Raw genomic sequence first — 16,541 nt, 5'->3', positions numbered from 1 at the left:
GCTCGCGGAAACTCCCCAGGGGAACCCCGCAATGGCTGCCAACCGTTCCGCCCAGCGTGCATGGGCAGCGCTGACTGCACTGATGGCGGCCACCTCGTTGCTGCTGCAATACCTGTTGCTGCTGCATGGCCCCGGGGCGGCTGCCGGGGTCGGCATGGCGACGCTGCGCTTCGTTGGTTACTTCACGATTCTCAGCAACCTGGCGGTGTGCCTGGGATGCGTCCGGCTGATCCGTGCGGGTGTGCTGAACGCGACTGTCGCCGCGGTGATCGCGTTGTGCATCGGGGTGACCGCGTGCATCTACGTGCTGGCGTTGCAGGGGCTGTGGCAACCCACCGGGCTGCAATGGTGGGGCGATGCCGGCCTGCACTACGCTGTGCCGGCGCTGTACCTGCTGGGGTGGTGGTGGCTGCTGCCGCATGGCGCGCTGCGCTGGCGCGCACTGGGCGGGGTGCTGCTGGTACCGCTGGTGTACCTGGGCTGGGCGATGCTGGTGGCCGAAGTGACAGGACAGGCGCCGTATCCGTTCCTCGAACTGCAACGCCTGGGGCTGGCGGCGTTCCTGCTCAACGTGCTGCGCGTTGCGAGCGTGTTCGTGGTGGGGTGGACCCTGCTGTGGGGGCTGGACCGCTGGCGCTGTCGATGAGGCGCTGCAGGGCCATCGCTGCCGCCGGGTTGCGCGCTTTGCCTGCGCCGATGCACAGCAGGTAGACCTCGCGCGGGGCCTCCGCAGCGGGCCCGGCCAGGCAGGGCAGGTCATCCACTGGTTCACCGCGTGACCAGCGGCGTGCGCGTTCGGCCCAGCGTTGCTGCACGGGCGCCGGCAGGCCCTCGTTCAAGCGGGCCTGGCTGCGCTTGATCCGCGCATAGACGAAGCCGGCACTGACATCACCGTGCAATGGCGCCTCGTCGCTGTCCTCGATCACCAGCGCCACGCCATGGCGGCGGGCGGCGTCGACCAGTGCCGGGCCATGTGCCTCGGCGTTGCGGACCTCCAGCGCATGCTGCAGCGGCACCCCGTCCAGCTGCTTAGGCAGCTGTGCCATCAGCGCCTCCAGTGCATCGGCGTCGGCCGGGTGGCGCGGATCGAACTGCCACAGCAATGGGCCGAGCCGGTCACCGAGCGCCAGTGCCGCCTGCAGGAACGGTGTGGCCGCTTCCACGGTGCTGGACAGGTCGCGTCGCTGCACCAGGTAGCGCGGCGCCTTCATCGAGAAGCGGAAACCGTCGGGTGTCTGCGCAGCCCATTGCGCGCACTGGGCCGCAGTTGGCGTGCGGTAGAACGTGCCGTTGATCTCGATGCAGCGCAGGGTGCGGCTGGCGTGGGCCAGTTCCTCCCGCTGCGGCAGGCCTGCTGGATAGAACACACCGCCGCGCCATCCGGGAAACACCCAGCCGCCGATGCCGCAGCGGATCTCTGCCTGCCGGCCGGCCGTGGTCACTGGCCGTGGTCCGTGCGCCATGGGTCGTAGCTGCCGAACCACCACAGGTAGCCTTCCGGGTCGGCGCAGGCGTAGCCGCGTCCGCCATAGTCCTGGTCGGCGATGTCGATGACGATGCGGGCACCGGCGGCCTTGGCCCGCGCGTAGTGCGCATCGGCATCGGTGACGATCACGCAGGCGCTCTGGGTCTGGCGTCCGCCGACCTCGTCAGGCAGGGCAGCGTGTTTGCTCCACGCACTCTGGTTGCTGGCCGAGCCCAGCATGATCATGCCGCTGCCGAAGGTGAGCTGCGCATGGAAGACCGTATCGCCATCGGCGTAGACGGCCTGGGCATGGAAGCCGAAGGCGCGCTGCAGCCAGTCGATGGCGGCCTGCGCGTCGCGATAGCGCAGGCACGGAATGATCGTGGAGCCGCTGCTGGGTTGGCCGTTCTCGCCCATGACACCCCTCCTATGGCACAGGGCAGGATGCGCCGCCGGACGTTACCATCCCGCGAAACCCCGGTGACGGCCTGCACATGGCCGCCACCCCTGTTCGGAGATCGTGCTGGATGAAACCCTGGATCGGAGGAGCCGTGCTGCTGGCGTGCACGACCATGGCGAGCGCGGCGACCCCGCCGCCGCTGCAGGACCTGGATGCGACCGTCGAGCGCGTGCGCGCGCAGTTCGACGTGCCCGGCATTGCCGTAGCGGTGGTCAAGGATGGCGAGGTGGTGCTGGAGCGCGGCTGGGGCGTGCGCGAGCAGGGCAAGCCGGAACCGGTGCAGGCCGATACGCTGTTTGCCATTGCGTCCAACACCAAGGCGTTCACGGCCACCTCGCTGAACCTGCTGGCGGAAGAGGGCAAGTTGAAGATGGACGACAAGGTGATCGACCACCTGCCGTCGTTCCGCATGTCCGACCCGTTCGTGACCGGGCAGATGACGATCCGCGACCTGCTGTCGCATCGCAGCGGCCTGAGCCTGGGCGCCGGTGACCTGCTGTTCTGGCCAACCACGTCCTACAGCAACGCCGAAGTGGTGCAGCGGCTGGGCAAGGTGCCGCTGAAGGGCGGCTTCCGCGAAAGCTATGCCTACGACAACATCCTGTACGCGGTCGCCCAGCAGGTGATCGAGCACGTCTCGGGCGTGAGCTACCAGCAGTTCCTGCAGACCCGCATCTTCGACAAGGTGGGCATGGCCGGCACGCGCTACAACGCCGACCACCTGAAGCCGGGTGACACGGCGGCGGTCGGCCACGCCAAGTACGATTTCAAGGACCTGCGCACCGTCGCACCGCTGACCTGGTCGAACAATGCCGGCGCCGGTGGCATTTATTCCAGTGCGCACGACATGGCGCGCTGGATGCAGGTGCAGCTGGCCGAAGGCAAGCTGGCCGACGGCACTGCGCTGTTCAGCGAAAAGAGCCAGCAGCAGATGTGGCGGATGATCACCCCGCAGTCGATCCCGGCGCCGAGCGTGCCGGAGCTGGCACCGGCACGGGCCAACTTTGCCGGCTATGGCGAAGGCTGGAGCCTGAGTGACTATCGCGGCCGGAAACTGGTCTGGCACACCGGTGGCTGGCCGGGCATGGTCTCGCGCTTGACCCTGGTGCCGGGCGAGAAGCTGGGCGTGGTGGTGCTGACCAACCAGGAAGTGGGCGCGGCGTTCAACGCGATCACCCTGAGCGTGCTTGATGCCTATCTGGGCGGCGACAAGCACGACTGGGTGGACGCCTATGCCAAGGCCGTGGCCAAGGGCCAGGACAAGGCCGACGAGGCCTGGGCCAAGCATCAGAGCGCGCGCGACAAGGGCAGCAGGCCGTCGCTGCCGCTGGCCGGCTACATCGGTACGTTCCGCGACCGCTGGTATGGCGACATGCAGGTCAGTGCCGCGGGCAAGGGCCTGCGCCTGCGCTTCATGAAGACCGCGCAGCTGAGCGGCCGCCTGGAGCACTGGCAGCACGACACCTTCATCGTGCGCTGGGATGACCGCTCGCTCAACGCCGATGCGTTCGTGAACTTCAGCCTGGACCCGGACGGCAAGGTGCGCGAGGTGCGCATGCAGTCGATCTCCGACCTGACCGATTTCAGCTTCGATTTCCAGGACCTGCTGTTCACCCCGGTCAACGAATGAAGGTAGTGCCGGCCGCTGGCCGGCAACCTCATGATCTTCCGAAATGCCGCAAGGGTGCCGGCCAGCGGCCGGCACTACCGGAGCGGCGGCGATCATCGGCTGGCGTACACATCCGGCGTGGGATACTTCGCCGCTTGCAAGAGGCGAGGGAGTGCGATGTTCCGTTGGTTTGAATCCCTGATCCCGGTGTTCCCGCCCGTGGATGGGCGCATGCCACCGCGCAAGGTGCTGCCGTTCTACCTGCACTACCTGCGCCCGGTGTGGCCGGTGCTGCTGGCGACCCTGATCGCCGGCCTGCTGCTGGCGCTGGTGGAAGTGGCGATGTTCGATTACCTGGGCCGCATCGTCGACATGGTCGCCGAGCAACCGGGGGCCGATTTCTTCAAGCGCCATGCCAATGAACTGGGCTGGATGCTGTTCATCACGGTCATCGCGCGGCCGATCCTGGTCGGCCTGCACAACCTGCTGGTCAACCAGGCGATCGTGCCCGGCCTGAGCAACCGCTCGCGCTGGCTGATGCACAACTACGTGGTGCGGCAGAGCCTGAGCTTCTTCCAGAATGACTTCGCCGGCAGCGTCGCCAACCGGGTGATGCAGACCGGTACCTCGCTGCGCGAGTCGGCGGTGCAGATGGTCGACTCGCTCTGGTACATTGTGGTCTACACCGGCACCGCGCTGTACCTGTTCGCGCAGGCGGACTGGCGGCTGATGGTGCCGCTGGTCCTGTGGCTGCTGGCCTATGCGGTGATCATGGTCTACTTCGTGCCGCGCGCGAAGGAACGGGCCTGGATTGCGTCCGAAGCGCGTTCCAAGGCGATGGGCCGCATCGTCGATGGCTACACCAACATTCCCACGTTGAAGCTGTTCGCCCATGGCGGGCGCGAGCAGGCCTATGTGGCCGAATCGATCCAGGAACTGGCGGTCAAGCACCGCGCGCAGACCCGGGTGACCACCGGCATGGACCTGACCATCGCCATCGTCAACGGTTTCCTGATTGCCGGTACCTGCGGGCTCGCGCTGTGGTTGTGGAATGGCGGCCACATCACCGTCGGTGCGATCACGTTGGCGACCGGCCTGGTGATCCGCATCCACAACATGTCCGGCTGGATCATGTGGACCATCAATGGCATCTTCGAGGACATCGGTACGGTGCAGGACGGCATCACCACCATCGCCCAGCCGCTGACCGTGCAGGACCGCGAGGACGCGGTGCCGTTGCAGGTGACCCGCGGTGGCGTGCACTTCCAGGACATCCACTTCCACTACGGCAAGAAGGGCGGCGTGATCGCAGGCCTGGACCTGGTGGTGAAGCCGGGCGAGAAGATCGGCCTGGTGGGTCCTTCCGGTGCCGGCAAGTCGACCCTGGTCAACGTGCTGCTGCGCCTGTACGACCTGGAAAGCGGCCGCATCCTGATCGACGACCAGGACATTGCCTACGTCACTCAGGAAAGCCTGCGCCAGCAGATCGGCGTGGTCACCCAGGACACCTCGCTGCTGCATCGCTCGATCCGCGACAACCTGCTGTACGGCCGTCCGGACGCGACCGATGAGCAGTTGCGCGCTGCGGTGGCCAAGGCGCGTGCCGAAGCCTTCATCGACACGCTGGTGGATGGGCAGGGGCGTCGTGGTTACGACGCACATGTCGGCGAGCGTGGCGTGAAGCTGTCAGGTGGCCAGCGCCAGCGCATCGCCATTGCCCGCGTGCTGCTGAAGGATGCCCCGATCCTGGTGCTGGACGAAGCGACCTCGGCGCTGGACTCGGAAGTGGAAGCGGCGATCCAGGACAGCCTGGATGAGCTGATGGGCGGCAAGACGGTGATCGCGATCGCGCACCGGCTGTCGACCATCGCACGCATGGACCGGCTGGTGGTGATGGACCAGGGCCGCATCGTCGAGACCGGCAGCCACGCCGAACTGATCGCCGCCGGTGGCCTGTACGCGCGCTTGTGGGCGCGACAGACCGGTGGTTTTGTGGCCGCCGATCAATGATTGCTTTCGGGGTCGGAGCCTTCTCTGCGAGCAGGATCCGACCCTGGCCACGTATGCCTTGGGGTCGGATCCCTTTCCGCAGGAAAGGGCTCTGACCCCAACGTGTTTCCGGAGACCTGCATGATCCGACCCGTACGCTCCTTGTTGCTGGCACTCATTCTGGCCACCACGGCCGCAGCCGCGGCGACGACACCGGTGCAAGGCGACCAGCTCGAGCAGGTCGTCCTGCTCAGCCGCCACAACCTGCGCGCGCCGGTGGTGGCGTCGGGCGCCCTTGCCCATGCCACGCCGGAGCGCTGGCCACGCTGGGACGTAGGCCCCGGCGAGCTGACCACCAAGGGCGGCGTGCTGGAAGTCTACATGGGGCGCTACATCGGCCAGTGGCTGCGCCAGGCGCAATTGTTGCCGGCGTCGGGTTGCCCGCAGCCGGCTGACTTCCACGCCCATGCCAACAGCCTGCAGCGTACCCAGGCCACCGCGCAGTTCTTCATTGCCGGTGCGTTTCCGGGCTGCCATGTTGCGGTCGAACAGCGCATGGCGCTGGGGACGATGGATCCGCTGTTCGACCCGGTGATCCACAACGATGACGCGGCATTCCGCAAGCGCGCGCTGGCGGCAATGCAGCAGGCGCTGACAGCATCGGATCTGGCACCCGCACTGTCCGTGGTGGAGGGGATCACCCTCTACCCGCAGTCGGCGGCCTGTGCGGGGCGCAGCGACTGTCATCTGGTGCTGGGCGACACGACCTTCAATGCGGAGCCGGGCAAGGAGCCACGCGCTTCGGGTTCACTGGCACTGGCCAGCGGTCTGGTCGATGCCCTGCTGATGGAGCATTACCAGGGAAGTGGCGTTCCGCGCGAAGGTTGGGGCCGCTTGAACACGGAAGGCCAATGGCTGGCGTTGGCGCAGATCCGCAACCGCTACCAGGACATCCTGTTCGGAACACCCGCGGTGGCGCGTGACGTGGCCGCTCCGCTGTTGGCGCGCGTGGAAGCGTCGTTCGGTGATCCGGCGTCGCCGAAGGTGATCCTGCTGGTCGGCCATGATTCCAATATCGGTTCGGTGCTGGCGGCGATAGGAATCGGTGACTACAGCCTGCCAGGCCAGTTCGAGAAGACGCCGATCGGTGGCCTGCTGCAGTTCGAGCGTTGGCGTGACCGCCAGGGCGGTGGCGAGCGTTTCCGCCTGGCCTACGTCTATCCGACCACCGCGCAGCTGCGCGATGCCGTGCCGCTGACCGAGGCGCAGCCGCCGGGACGCGTCGCACTGCCCTTGCCGGGCTGTGACCGGCAGGGCTGCAGCCGTGCGCAGTTCCAGCAGCTGCTACAGCGGGCCCGTCGCTGAAACAGGGGGCTATCGCAGCGGCGTGCGCACGATGCCCTGCGCAGCCATCAACGTAAGGTCGCCGCCCAGCCGTGGGGAACGGAACGGTCCGCGTGCATGCGCGGCATCGAACAGGCCGCCATCGGGTGAGCGCAAGCGGTAGAACTCGACCCAGCCGCTGGCCTGCAGGGGCAGCTGTGCAACGCCGGTGTGTTCGTTGAACCATGCAGGGTCCTTGCTGCCTTCGATGACGCGGCGGGCAAGGCGGTCAATGGCGCGATCCCTGCTGGCGTACCAGTCCTGGCCGCGCAGCCGTGCCAGCTCGGCCATCATCACCAGCGGCGCCAATGCGTAGTCGTGGTAGTGCAGGGCGCGTTGCCCGCGCGCCATCTCCAGCGGCAGGCTGCCATCGTCCTGGATGTCATCGACGCCCTTCTGGAAGGCGGCGTGGCCGGCTTGCCACAGGGCATCGTCGTCGGTGGCCAGTCCGGTGGCCAGCACGCCCAGACCGCCCCAGTAGTAGTGGTTGTTGCGGCGCCGTTTCGGATTGTTCCAGTACACCAGGTTGGCCCGGGCCAGCCTCTGCAACCACGGATCGATGCGCGCGCGCTGCCGGGCATCTGCCTGGTCGTGCACCTTCAGGTAGGCCATCGCTACCGCATCGAGCATCCACTGCCGCATGTAGAACGACTGGTTGTTGTTGACCCGGATCATCTGCCCGAGCATGGCGCCGTCGTCGGCCCACGCACCCAGCCAGGCCAGTGTGCATTGCGCCGCCGCCCGGTCACCGGTGCGCAGGTAGTCATCGCTCATGCGTGCCACGTCGGCGGCATAGCGGTCCAGCGGCGCGGTGGCGTCCTTGTTCTGCTGGTGCAGTACCGGGTCGATCACCGAACCGGCCTTGTCGGTGTAGTAGCCCAGGGCGCGGATGTCCGGCTGGCCGGGCGGCGGCGGGGGGCAGGCAGCGAAGGCACCCGCACTGGCCAGCAGCGTGGGCAGCAGGGCGAGGCGAAGCAAGGGGAGAGACATTGGAAACCAGCGTAACGGGGAATCCGGCGAACGATGCGCCCGGCCATGTTGCCGGCATGTGATGCGGCGATGGCGTGGCGATGCTGCACAAACAGAACGGCCCGGGTTTGCCCGGGCCGCTCCGTTTCACCTCACACCGGTTCGATCACTCGATCGGCTGGTCCAGCATCAGCTGGCGTGCGAAACGCACCGGCGGTGCGCCGTAGGACAGTACCTGGTCGTGGTACGCCTTCAAGTTGAACTTGTCGCCCAGCTTTTCCTGCACCGCCTTGCGGGTGTCGAAGTGTTCCTGCGCACCCACGAAGTAGGTCGGCAGCTGCGCCGAGGTCAGCTGCGCGCGCACCCACTTGCCGGCCGCTTCGCTTTCCTGCTGGAACGCGTCGTGGGTCATCAGGTGCATCGCCTTCTCGCGATCCCAGTTGTCCACGTGCACGCCCTGGTCGAGGATCGCGTTGGAGATCGTGCGCAGGTAGAACTTCAGCTGCACCAGGTGGAACAGCGGGTCGTTGTCGAGGTAGCCCTGCTCCTGCATCATGCGCTCGGTATAGACCGCCCAGCCTTCGGCGAACAGGCCCGAACGCAGCACCGCACGCAGGGTGGAGGGGAACTTGGCCGAGTGCCAGCCTTCCAGGTAATGGCCCGGGGTGCCTTCATGGATGCTCAGCAGGTGGATCATGCGCGAGTTGTATTCACGCAGGAACGAGTCGACCTGCTTCTCGTTCCAGTCGTCCGGAATCGGCGACACGGCGTAGAAGGTCTTCAGGTTCTTGTCCAGCGGGCCCGGAGAATCGCAGTAGGCCACGGCCACGCCACGCTGGAATTCCGGCATCAGGATGATGTCCACCGGCGCATCGGGCAGGGTCACCAGGTCGTGCTCGCGCACGAACGCGGTAGACTGCTCCAGCGCGGCCTTGGCATCATCGACTACCTTGTCGCGCGCCGGCTTGTCGGCGTAGGCCAGTTCCAGTGCGGCCTCGATCGCCTTCTGCTGCTGCTCGTCGGTCGGCTGGGCCGGCATCTCCGGCGCACCCGGCTTGTCCTTCAGTACGGTCTGCGCGATGCCGTACATGTCCTCGCGCACGCGCTTGAGTTCGGCGCGTGCACGCTCACCGATCTCCTGGCGCGACAGCGAGGAGCTCAGCGCGAACTTCAGCTTCTGGTCGTACTTTCCCGCACCAATGCGGAAGTCGCCCTTGGCGTTCGGCACCAGGGTCTTGTCCAGCCAGGTCTGCTGCTCGTCCACGGCCTTCTTCAGGCCGTCGATGGCGGCCTGCAGGCGCTGCTGGTCGGCCTGCGGCAGTTCGCCGATGTGCGGGGTGATGAAGGTATCGACGATGCTGAGGATGCCCTTGTTCTGCTTGGCCACCGTCTCGGCATGGATCTTCGGAACGCGGGCCGGATCCAGGTTCTCGCGTGCCTGGGCGAAGATCGCCGGCAGCTTTTCCATGCGCGCGGTCGCCGACTTCAGGCGTTCCGGCAGCGGTGCGAACTCCCGGGCCATCAGGCCATAGATCGCGCTGCCGGCGATGCCGTTGTACAGCTGCGGGTCCCACTTGCCGGACTGGAGCACTTCGGCGTTCCAGATTTCCGACTGCAGCTGGTTGCGCAGGATCGCCGCGTCCACCTGGTTCTCGCGGCCCAGCTTGGCCACCTCGATCTTGTCCAGCTCGCCCAGCAGCGCCTTGTAGGCGGCCACGGTCTTCTGCTGGCCGGCGGCGCTCAGGTCGTCCAGTTCGCTGTCGTAGCGGTGGTCACCGATCTGGGTGGCGCTGACCGGCGACAGCTGCATCCAGGTGTCCAGGGCGCGCTTGGACAGATCGGCGAAGGCGGCATCGACCGCCGCGTCACCGGCCTGCTGGCTGGTGGCCGGGGTGGAAGCGTTGGTCGGGGCGTCGGCAGGCTGGCAACCGGCCAGCGCAGCGACCAGGGCGAGGGCAAGAAGATGCGGGCGCATCGGCATTCCTGTACGGGGTCAAACCCTGAGCATAGGGCCCCGTCGCTGCTTTGTCCCCGTGCCATAGGATTACCATGGGCGGTTTCAAGGACCCTCCAAAGGAGCGCAGGACATGGAATACCAAGGAAGCTGCCATTGCGGCATGATCGCATTCACCGTACAGGCCGAGGCGCCGATCAGCGACGTCATCGACTGCAACTGCTCGATGTGCCGCCGTCGCGGCAGCCTGCTGTGGTTCGCCCCGCGCGAGGCGTTCCAGCTGGCCACCGATCCGGCTGACGTGGCCACCTACCACTTCAACAAGGCGCATATCGACCACCACCACTGCCGCCAATGCGGTATCGCCCCCTACAGCGAAGCGATCGATCCGCGTACCGGCACACCGATGGTGGCGGTGAACGTTCGCTGCGTGCCGCAGGTCGATCTGGCCGGTCTTTCGGTGACCTCCTACAACGGAGCCGCGCTGTGAGGCCGCTGTGCGCGTGGACGCGCACGCTGGCAGTGCCGGTGCTGCTGTTGGCACTGGCAGCCTGCGCCAAGAACGGTGAGCGCGCTGCAGAGGCGGGCGCGACCGCGGCCGATGCCGCTGTTGCTTCGCCGGAAGGCGCATTCCTGGCCTACGAACATGACGTGCAGGTGCAGCTGGAGGCGGCGCAGATCGCACCGCGCATCCAGCAGATCGCCCAGGCCTGCCAGAGCGCGAAGTTCGGCGACTGTGCAGTGTTGCAGGTCGACCAGCGCGGCGGCGAGCAGCCCAGCGGTGAAGTGAAGGTGCGCATCGCGCCGAAGGGCACCGAGCCGCTGATCGCGATGGCCGGTGAGGGCGGCACGCTGCAGTCGCGCAACACGCGCGCGGAGGACCTCGCGCAGGAAGTAGCGGACACCGCGCTGACCAAGTCCCGGCTGGAGAAGGAACACGCGCGGCTGTTGTCCTACCAGGACCGCAAGGACCTGAAGATCGAGGACCTGATGGCGATCACCACGCGGCTGTCGGAGATCGAAGCAGGCGTCGAGCAGGCCAACAAGGATGCCGCACAGCAGCGTCGGCGCATCGATACCCAGCTGGTGACGATCCACTTCGACACCACCTCGGGCCAGCGCAGCCGCAGCGAGATCGGCGAGGCGCTGAGCGAGTCGGGCAGCATCCTCAGCGGCAGCATTGCGTTCCTGATCCGCGCCGTCGCCGCGTTGCTGCCGGTGGGTGTGCTGGCCCTGGTCGTGGCCTGGGGTGTGCGGGCGTGGTGGCGTCGCCGCCGTCGCACGCTGCCGCCCACCCGCTGAGGTGACGGCTGATGCCGGCAGGGAGCCGGCGTCAGCCCTCGTCGGTCTCGTACTCGACGAACACATCCAGCTCCAGCGCAAGTTCCTGCACCGCGTCGCGCACCTTCTGCGCGGTGCTTTCATTGCCGACTTCCACTTCCAGCTCGTGGATGCCCGGGCCGATGTCATCGGACAGCCCGGCCGAACTGGAATCGTCGTCGTCCATGTGCGGCATCAGGTCGTCGGTTTCCTCGACATGTTCGATGCCCTCCAGGCCGAGCAGCAGGTCGCTGATGGCGCGGGCGTCGTCTTCGGTTCCGGTGATGCGCAGTCGCAGCATGGCCATGGCGTAGGTACGTTGTGGAGTTGCCTGCAGCCTAGCCAGCGCCGGGCAAAGAACGGGTGAGGGCGCAGTCAGGCGCGTGTGGCCGGGCGTCCGAGCAGGCTGTCCGGCAATGCGGGAATCGGCGTGCGTTCGTCCTGCGCCTGCTCCAGCAACCAGTCGATGAACAGGCGTGCGGCCGGGCTCGGCGGTTGTCCTTCGGCATGCACCACGTGATACGCATAGCGCGCCTTCAGCGCCGGGCCGGGCAGGCGTACCACCTCGTAGCGCTGCAGGTAGGGCTGCGCGATGTGGGTACGTGCCAGCACCGCGCCCATGCCGTACACCGCTGCACGCATCGCATCGGTGCTGTCGGCGAAGGTGTGCATCGGCGGCAGCGGCGAGGGCGGGCGCACGCCGGCATGACGGAACCAGTCGCGCCAGCCCTGCGGCGACAGGTCGGTCAGCAGCGGCAGGTCGGCGATGCGCGCCGGATCGACCAGTGCTTCGACCCCGGCCAGCGCCGGCGAGGCCACCGGGAACAGGTAGTCGTCCATCAGGTGCTGCGCACGCAGGCCCGGCCACTGGCCCAGACCGTAGCGGATGCCGACTTCCGGCCCATTGTCGTCGTAGCGATCCAGGCCGCTGCCGGTGTGCAGCTCGATGCGGATGTGCGGATGGGCCTGGGTGAAGCGCGGCAGCCGTGGCAGCAGCCAGCAGTAGGAGAGCGAGCGCAGCGTGGTGATCCGCAACGGCACGCTGTCGGCATCCGGCTGCAGGTGATGGGCGACGGCCGCGACATCGGTGAAGGCGGCGCTGGCGGCGTCGGCCAGTTGCCGGCCCTCGGCGGTCAGGCGCACGCCGCGGGCGTGGCGCAGGAACAGGCGTACTTCCAGCACTTCTTCCAGCCGGCGCACATGGTGGCTGACCGCGCTGGCGGTCAGGTGCAGCTCCTGCGCGGCCTGGGCGAAGTTCTGGTGGCGCGCGGCGACCGCGAACACGGCCAGTGCGGGGAGCAGGGAAGGGCGTAGCTGCATGTCGAGCCTCAAACCATATTTGTGGCTGGCAGCGATACTACGCGCTTGTGCGGCAGGCGTCTGCGCCCGATCCTGTCTGCCTTGACGAGGAATTGACGATGGACGGAGGCGAGGCATGAATGCGGTCCCACAGGCAGCCGAGCGCGACTGGCGCACACCGCTGGAGTTGACCCTGCTGGGCGCCATCTGGGGCTGCTCGTTCCTGTTCATGCGGGTGGCGGTGCCGTCGTTCGGTCCGTTCGCGCTGGTCGAGGTGCGGCTGGTGCTGGGCGCGCTGGTGCTGCTGCCGTTCCTGTGGCGTGCCCGCGCGCAGTTCCCACCGCGGCGCTGGCTGTGGCTGGCACCGATCGGGCTGATCAACTCGGCGCTGCCGTTCGTGCTGTTCGCCTACGCGGCCGAGCGAGCCCCTGCGGCGATCGGCGCCATCTGCAATGCGATGACCGTGCTGTTCGCCGCGCTGATCGCCTTCCTGTTCTTCGGCGAGAAGATCGGCATGCGCCGTGCGGGCGCGCTGCTGGTCGGCTTCGCCGGCGTGGTGGTACTCGCCACGGCCAAGGTCTCGGGCCTGAGCATCGGCACTGCAGTGCTGGCTGGTGCCGCGGCTTCGTTGCTGTACGGCCTGGGCGTGAACCTGGTGAAGCGGCACATGACCGGCCTGCCCTCGGCGGCGGCCGCTGCTGCAACGCTGTCGTGTGCCTCGCTGTGGATGCTGCCGATGGCGGTGACCCACTGGCCGCAGGCGGCGATTCCGCTGAAGGCGTGGGGCGCGGCGATTGCCTTGGGCGTGGCCTGCACCGGGCTGGCGTTCCTGATGTTCTACCGCCTGATCGGTCGTATCGGCCCGTCGCGGGCGTCGACGGTGACCTACCTGATTCCGCTGTTCGGCGCGGCGTTTGCGTGGTTGTTCCTGGGGGAGGCGGTGACGGTGCAGATGTTGATTGCGGGTGTGTTGATTCTGGGCAGCGTGGCGGTGAGTCAGAAGGGCTGAGCGCGCCGACGCACTGGTAGTGCCGGGCGCTGCCCGGCAGCTCTTTTCCACGCCTGCGGAGAGGTGTCACTTTCTTTGCTCGTGCAAAGAAAGTAACCAAAGAAACACGCCGCCAGGCCGCGAGCCGGTGCTGCGCACCGGTGCCCTGCGCTCCTCGGCCCGTCGAGGGACGGCGCGGGAACTCGCTGCGCTCAGACACCCGCGCCTCTTCGCCCTCGCCAGACCTGCGGTGCTCGGCTCGCTCAAGGCGGACTGGAAGGTCAAGATCAACAGCAAAAGCATCCACGCATTGCGTGGATCTTCTGGATGCAGCTGTGGCCTTTGAACTGGGTCCGCCTTGAGCGACCCGAGCATCGCAGGGGAATCAGGGGCGAAGAGGTGCCGATGTCCTGTAGAGCCGACTGCTAGTCGGCTGCCTTGTGCACACCGTCCCCTGATTCACCGAGAAGCGCAGGGGACCGACGTGCGAAGCACGGCGGCTCGCGACCTGGCGGCGCGTTTCTTTTGATTACTTTTCTTTGCGTACAAAGAAAAGTAACGCCCATGAACAGTGAAGCACCTTCAGCACGCGTCACGCGCAGGAAACCATCAGCGAACCGGCACCGGAATATTGCACAGATCGATATGCCCGGCCGGACGCTTGTAGAAATCATCCACGCGGTTGCGCCGCGCCTCCACCGTATCGGCGAAGGTCTTCGAGTCGGTACGCAGTACCTGGATCGGCGTGCGCTCGGCTGCCGGCACGTCGCTGGCGCGGCGGATCGACACGATCGGCGTGCGCAGTGTCGGGTCGGTGTAGAAGCCCATCGGCGCCGGCCCGCGCGGCGTCGCGCTGAGCAGCTCCATGCCCTTCAGCACGCGACCGACCAGGGTGATGTTGCGGTCCAGCTGGCGCGGCGACTGTCCGGTCACCACGTACAGTTCGGCACCGATGCTGCTGTCTTCCTCGTTGCTGCGGCCCGCGCCCAGCATGCCGTAGCAATGTGCCAGCCAGGCCTTGCCGGCCTGCGGGTCCTGGCCGACCGGGAAGCCGTCGACAAAACCGGTCTGCGCGGCCCAGCCATCGCGGTCCGGCAGCACGGTGACCTTCAGGCCGGCGCTGGCGCGCTCGAACTCGGCCGGCAACTTGCGCGCGGCGCTGCCGAACGGCTTGGCCTTGCCTGCGTCATCGGCGTCGGCATCGCCGAACTGCACCACGAAGTTGTCCTGCGAGCGGTAGATGCTGGTGCCGTCCCAGAAGTGCTCGTGGGCGAAGGTCTGGATGTTGGCGACATGGCGCGGGGCGAACTGCGGCGCCAGCTCGATGATGACCCGACCGGCCGGCAGGTCCATGTACAGCAGGTTGGCCGGGTCCGGGGTACGCCAGTCGCTGGCCGCCGATGCGTCCAGGATCTGCTGCGGGCTGCGGTAGGGCGTGGCTGCGCTGGCCAGGGCGGGCAGCAGGCAGGCCAGGGCGAGGGCGGTCAGGGCAAGGCGACGACGGTGCGGCATGGGAACCCCGGAACGTGAACGAGGCTTCGATTCTGCGCGAGCCGCGCAGCCGCGCCAACCGGCAGAGTGACTAACGACACATTCGCTATACCGAACTTCGCACTACTGTGGACTTCAACGTAGTGGAGGGCCGGTCATGTCCGAGGACGATGTCCACCTGAAGAAGTTCCAGAAGGAGCTCAGCGCCGGAACGGTGTCGCTGGCCCTGCTGGCGGTGCTGGCCCGGGCCGGGGAGCCGCTGTACGGCTACCTCATTGCCAAGGAGCTGGAGCGGGTGGGCGAGGGCGTGCTGAGCGGCAAGCAGAGCGCGCTGTACCCGGTACTGCGCAACCTGGAGGGCGCCGGCCTGCTGGAAAGCCATGTGGAACCTTCCAGCAGCGGGCCGCCGCGGCGCTACTACCGCATCAACGAACGTGGCCGCGAGGTGCTGGCGCAGTGGCGCCAGGCCTGGCAGGCCACCCGCGATTCCGTCGATTCCGTGTTGGAGGGGGTACCGCAATGAACGACCCGAGCCTGGCAGGCCGCGCCCTGCCTACGACCATCCCGCAGTACCTGGCGCAGCTGCGCGCGGCGCTGGAAGGTGCCGATCCGGCGATGGTGCAGGACGCGCTGTACGACGCCGAGGAATACCTGCGCTCGGAGCTGGCGGCGCAGCCCGGCCGCAGCGAGGCCGAGGTGATCGCCGACGTTGCCGGCAGCTATGGCGCGCCGGATGAAGTGGCCGACATCTACCGCGAGACCGAAGTGACGGTGAACCGCGCGCTGCGTACGCCGCGTGCGGATACCGCGCCGGTGCTGCGTGCAGCGGCGGAAGCCAGTGGCGTCGAGCCAGCCTCACCGCCGCAGGCGCCGGTGCAGCGTTCGCTGCTGGCGCGCTTCTTCGGCGTGGTCACCGATCCGCACACCTACGGTGCGCTGTTCTACATGCTGCTGTCGCTGGCCACCGGCATCTTCTTCTTCACCTGGGTGGTGACCGGCCTGTCATTGTCGCTGGGCCTGCTGATCCTGATCATCGGCATTCCGCTGACCGTGCTGTTCTTCGGCTCGGTGCGCGGGCTGGCGCTGCTGGAAGGACGGCTGGTGGAAGCGCTGCTGGGCGAGCGCATGCCGCGCCGCCCGCGTTACACCGACCGCAGCCGCACCTGGCTGCAGCGCATCGGCGACATGTTCACCGATGGCCGTACCTGGCTGACGCTGCTGTACTTCGTGCTGATGCTGCCGCTGGGCGTGATCTACTTCACCATCGCGGTGACGCTGCTGTCGCTGTCGCTGAGCCTGATCTGGGCGCCGGTCGCGGCGATCTTCAGTGGTGACATCCCCGGCGTGTACATCAACGACGTGAATGTGCTGCCGATGGCGGCCTCGCCGCTGGTGGCGATCGCGGTTGCTGCGGCGGGCGCACTGCTGCTGGTGCTGACGATGCACCTGGCACGCGGCATCGGCAAGCTGCATGGGCTGATTGCCAAGAACCTGCTGGTGCGGCTGTAACAGGCCAGGGGTCGGATCCCTGTTCGCAGAACAGGGCTCTGACCCCGGATCCCATCATGCTGGGGTCAGAGCCCTTTCCGTTGGAAAGGGATCCGACCCCGGGCG

16 protein-coding genes are annotated in these 16,541 nt (G+C 67.3%); 9 read left to right on the top strand and 7 right to left on the bottom strand.

Translation table 11 applies throughout. The features are described from left to right. Positions 1-31: 31 nt before the first annotated feature. Positions 32-646: a Pr6Pr family membrane protein gene (locus tag ACUVWL_RS10895; RefSeq protein WP_445978338.1), complete on the top strand. Its 615-nt coding sequence runs from the start codon at positions 32-34 to the stop codon at positions 644-646. Here ACUVWL_RS10895 and ACUVWL_RS10890 read toward each other — a convergent pair. Both ACUVWL_RS10890 and ACUVWL_RS10885 read right to left on the bottom strand, forming a co-directional pair. Next, positions 567-1,463: a DUF72 domain-containing protein gene (locus ACUVWL_RS10890; RefSeq protein WP_445978337.1), complete on the bottom strand. Its 897-nt coding sequence runs from the start codon at positions 1,461-1,463 to the stop codon at positions 567-569. The genes ACUVWL_RS10895 and ACUVWL_RS10890 overlap by 80 nt on opposite strands. Continuing rightward, positions 1,439-1,882 (bottom strand): VOC family protein, encoded by a 444-nt coding sequence (locus ACUVWL_RS10885; protein ID WP_014646472.1) that lies wholly within the window; start codon positions 1,880-1,882, stop codon positions 1,439-1,441. The genes ACUVWL_RS10890 and ACUVWL_RS10885 overlap by 25 nt, the downstream gene beginning before the upstream one ends. Before the next feature lie 110 nt (positions 1,883-1,992). Between ACUVWL_RS10885 and ACUVWL_RS10880 the strand changes: the two genes are divergently transcribed. From ACUVWL_RS10880 to agp, 3 genes are all read left to right on the top strand, one after another. After that, a complete protein-coding gene (locus ACUVWL_RS10880) occupies positions 1,993-3,555 on the top strand; it encodes a serine hydrolase (RefSeq protein WP_197604472.1) in 1,563 nt (520 codons plus the stop codon). A gap of 156 nt (positions 3,556-3,711) precedes the next feature. Then, positions 3,712-5,544 carry a multidrug efflux ABC transporter SmrA gene (gene smrA / locus ACUVWL_RS10875; RefSeq protein WP_180835048.1) on the top strand — a complete coding sequence of 611 codons (1,833 nt, stop codon included), beginning with the start codon at positions 3,712-3,714 and terminating at the stop codon, positions 5,542-5,544. Between the two features lie 120 nt (positions 5,545-5,664). Next, entirely contained in the window at positions 5,665-6,888 is a 1,224-nt protein-coding gene (gene agp, locus ACUVWL_RS10870; protein WP_445978336.1) for a bifunctional glucose-1-phosphatase/inositol phosphatase, read from the top strand. 9 nt (positions 6,889-6,897) lie between these two features. On the opposite strand, the gene ACUVWL_RS10865 is transcribed toward agp, so the two are convergent. Together ACUVWL_RS10865 and ACUVWL_RS10860 are read right to left on the bottom strand one after the other, a co-directional pair. Next, on the bottom strand, positions 6,898-7,896 hold the full coding sequence (locus ACUVWL_RS10865) for a polysaccharide lyase (RefSeq protein WP_445978335.1): 999 nt from the start codon (positions 7,894-7,896) through the stop codon (positions 6,898-6,900). Between the two features lie 145 nt (positions 7,897-8,041). Continuing rightward, positions 8,042-9,850, bottom strand: coding sequence for a DUF885 domain-containing protein (locus tag ACUVWL_RS10860; protein ID WP_445978334.1), 1,809 nt, complete (start codon positions 9,848-9,850; stop codon positions 8,042-8,044). Positions 9,851-9,962: 112 nt separating this feature from the next. Between ACUVWL_RS10860 and ACUVWL_RS10855 the strand changes: the two genes are divergently transcribed. Next, positions 9,963-10,319 (top strand): GFA family protein, encoded by a 357-nt coding sequence (locus ACUVWL_RS10855; protein WP_046429700.1) that lies wholly within the window; start codon positions 9,963-9,965, stop codon positions 10,317-10,319. Beyond that, positions 10,316-11,131: a DUF4349 domain-containing protein gene (locus tag ACUVWL_RS10850; RefSeq protein ID WP_032956827.1), complete on the top strand. Its 816-nt coding sequence runs from the start codon at positions 10,316-10,318 to the stop codon at positions 11,129-11,131. Before ACUVWL_RS10855 ends, ACUVWL_RS10850 begins: the two co-directional genes overlap by 4 nt. A 31-nt stretch (positions 11,132-11,162) precedes the next feature. Here the strand turns inward: ACUVWL_RS10850 and ACUVWL_RS10845 are convergent, their stop codons facing one another. Continuing rightward, positions 11,163-11,456 carry a hypothetical protein gene (locus ACUVWL_RS10845; RefSeq protein ID WP_005408721.1) on the bottom strand — a complete coding sequence of 98 codons (294 nt, stop codon included), beginning with the start codon at positions 11,454-11,456 and terminating at the stop codon, positions 11,163-11,165. Between the two features lie 68 nt (positions 11,457-11,524). Next, positions 11,525-12,469 (bottom strand): LysR substrate-binding domain-containing protein, encoded by a 945-nt coding sequence (locus tag ACUVWL_RS10840; protein WP_014646480.1) that lies wholly within the window; start codon positions 12,467-12,469, stop codon positions 11,525-11,527. A 115-nt stretch (positions 12,470-12,584) separates the two neighbouring features. On the opposite strand from ACUVWL_RS10840, the gene ACUVWL_RS10835 reads away from it, so the two are divergent. Beyond that, positions 12,585-13,457, top strand: a complete 873-nt coding sequence (locus tag ACUVWL_RS10835) for a DMT family transporter (RefSeq protein ID WP_049406973.1) — start codon at positions 12,585-12,587, stop codon at positions 13,455-13,457. Between the two features lie 588 nt (positions 13,458-14,045). On the opposite strand, the gene ACUVWL_RS10830 is transcribed toward ACUVWL_RS10835, so the two are convergent. Next, positions 14,046-14,948 (bottom strand): peptidylprolyl isomerase, encoded by a 903-nt coding sequence (locus ACUVWL_RS10830; RefSeq protein WP_445978333.1) that lies wholly within the window; start codon positions 14,946-14,948, stop codon positions 14,046-14,048. Positions 14,949-15,084: 136 nt separating this feature from the next. Between ACUVWL_RS10830 and ACUVWL_RS10825 the strand changes: the two genes are divergently transcribed. Continuing rightward, positions 15,085-15,450: a PadR family transcriptional regulator gene (locus ACUVWL_RS10825; RefSeq protein WP_004150914.1), complete on the top strand. Its 366-nt coding sequence runs from the start codon at positions 15,085-15,087 to the stop codon at positions 15,448-15,450. Then, complete coding sequence (locus ACUVWL_RS10820) at positions 15,447-16,436, top strand: sensor domain-containing protein (RefSeq protein WP_014646483.1); 990 nt, start codon at positions 15,447-15,449, stop codon at positions 16,434-16,436. Before ACUVWL_RS10825 ends, ACUVWL_RS10820 begins: the two co-directional genes overlap by 4 nt. The last annotated feature ends 105 nt before the right edge of the window (positions 16,437-16,541 follow it).

This window comes from Stenotrophomonas muris (assembly GCF_052751275.1).
This window is presented reverse-complemented; position numbering and strand designations above follow the sequence as displayed.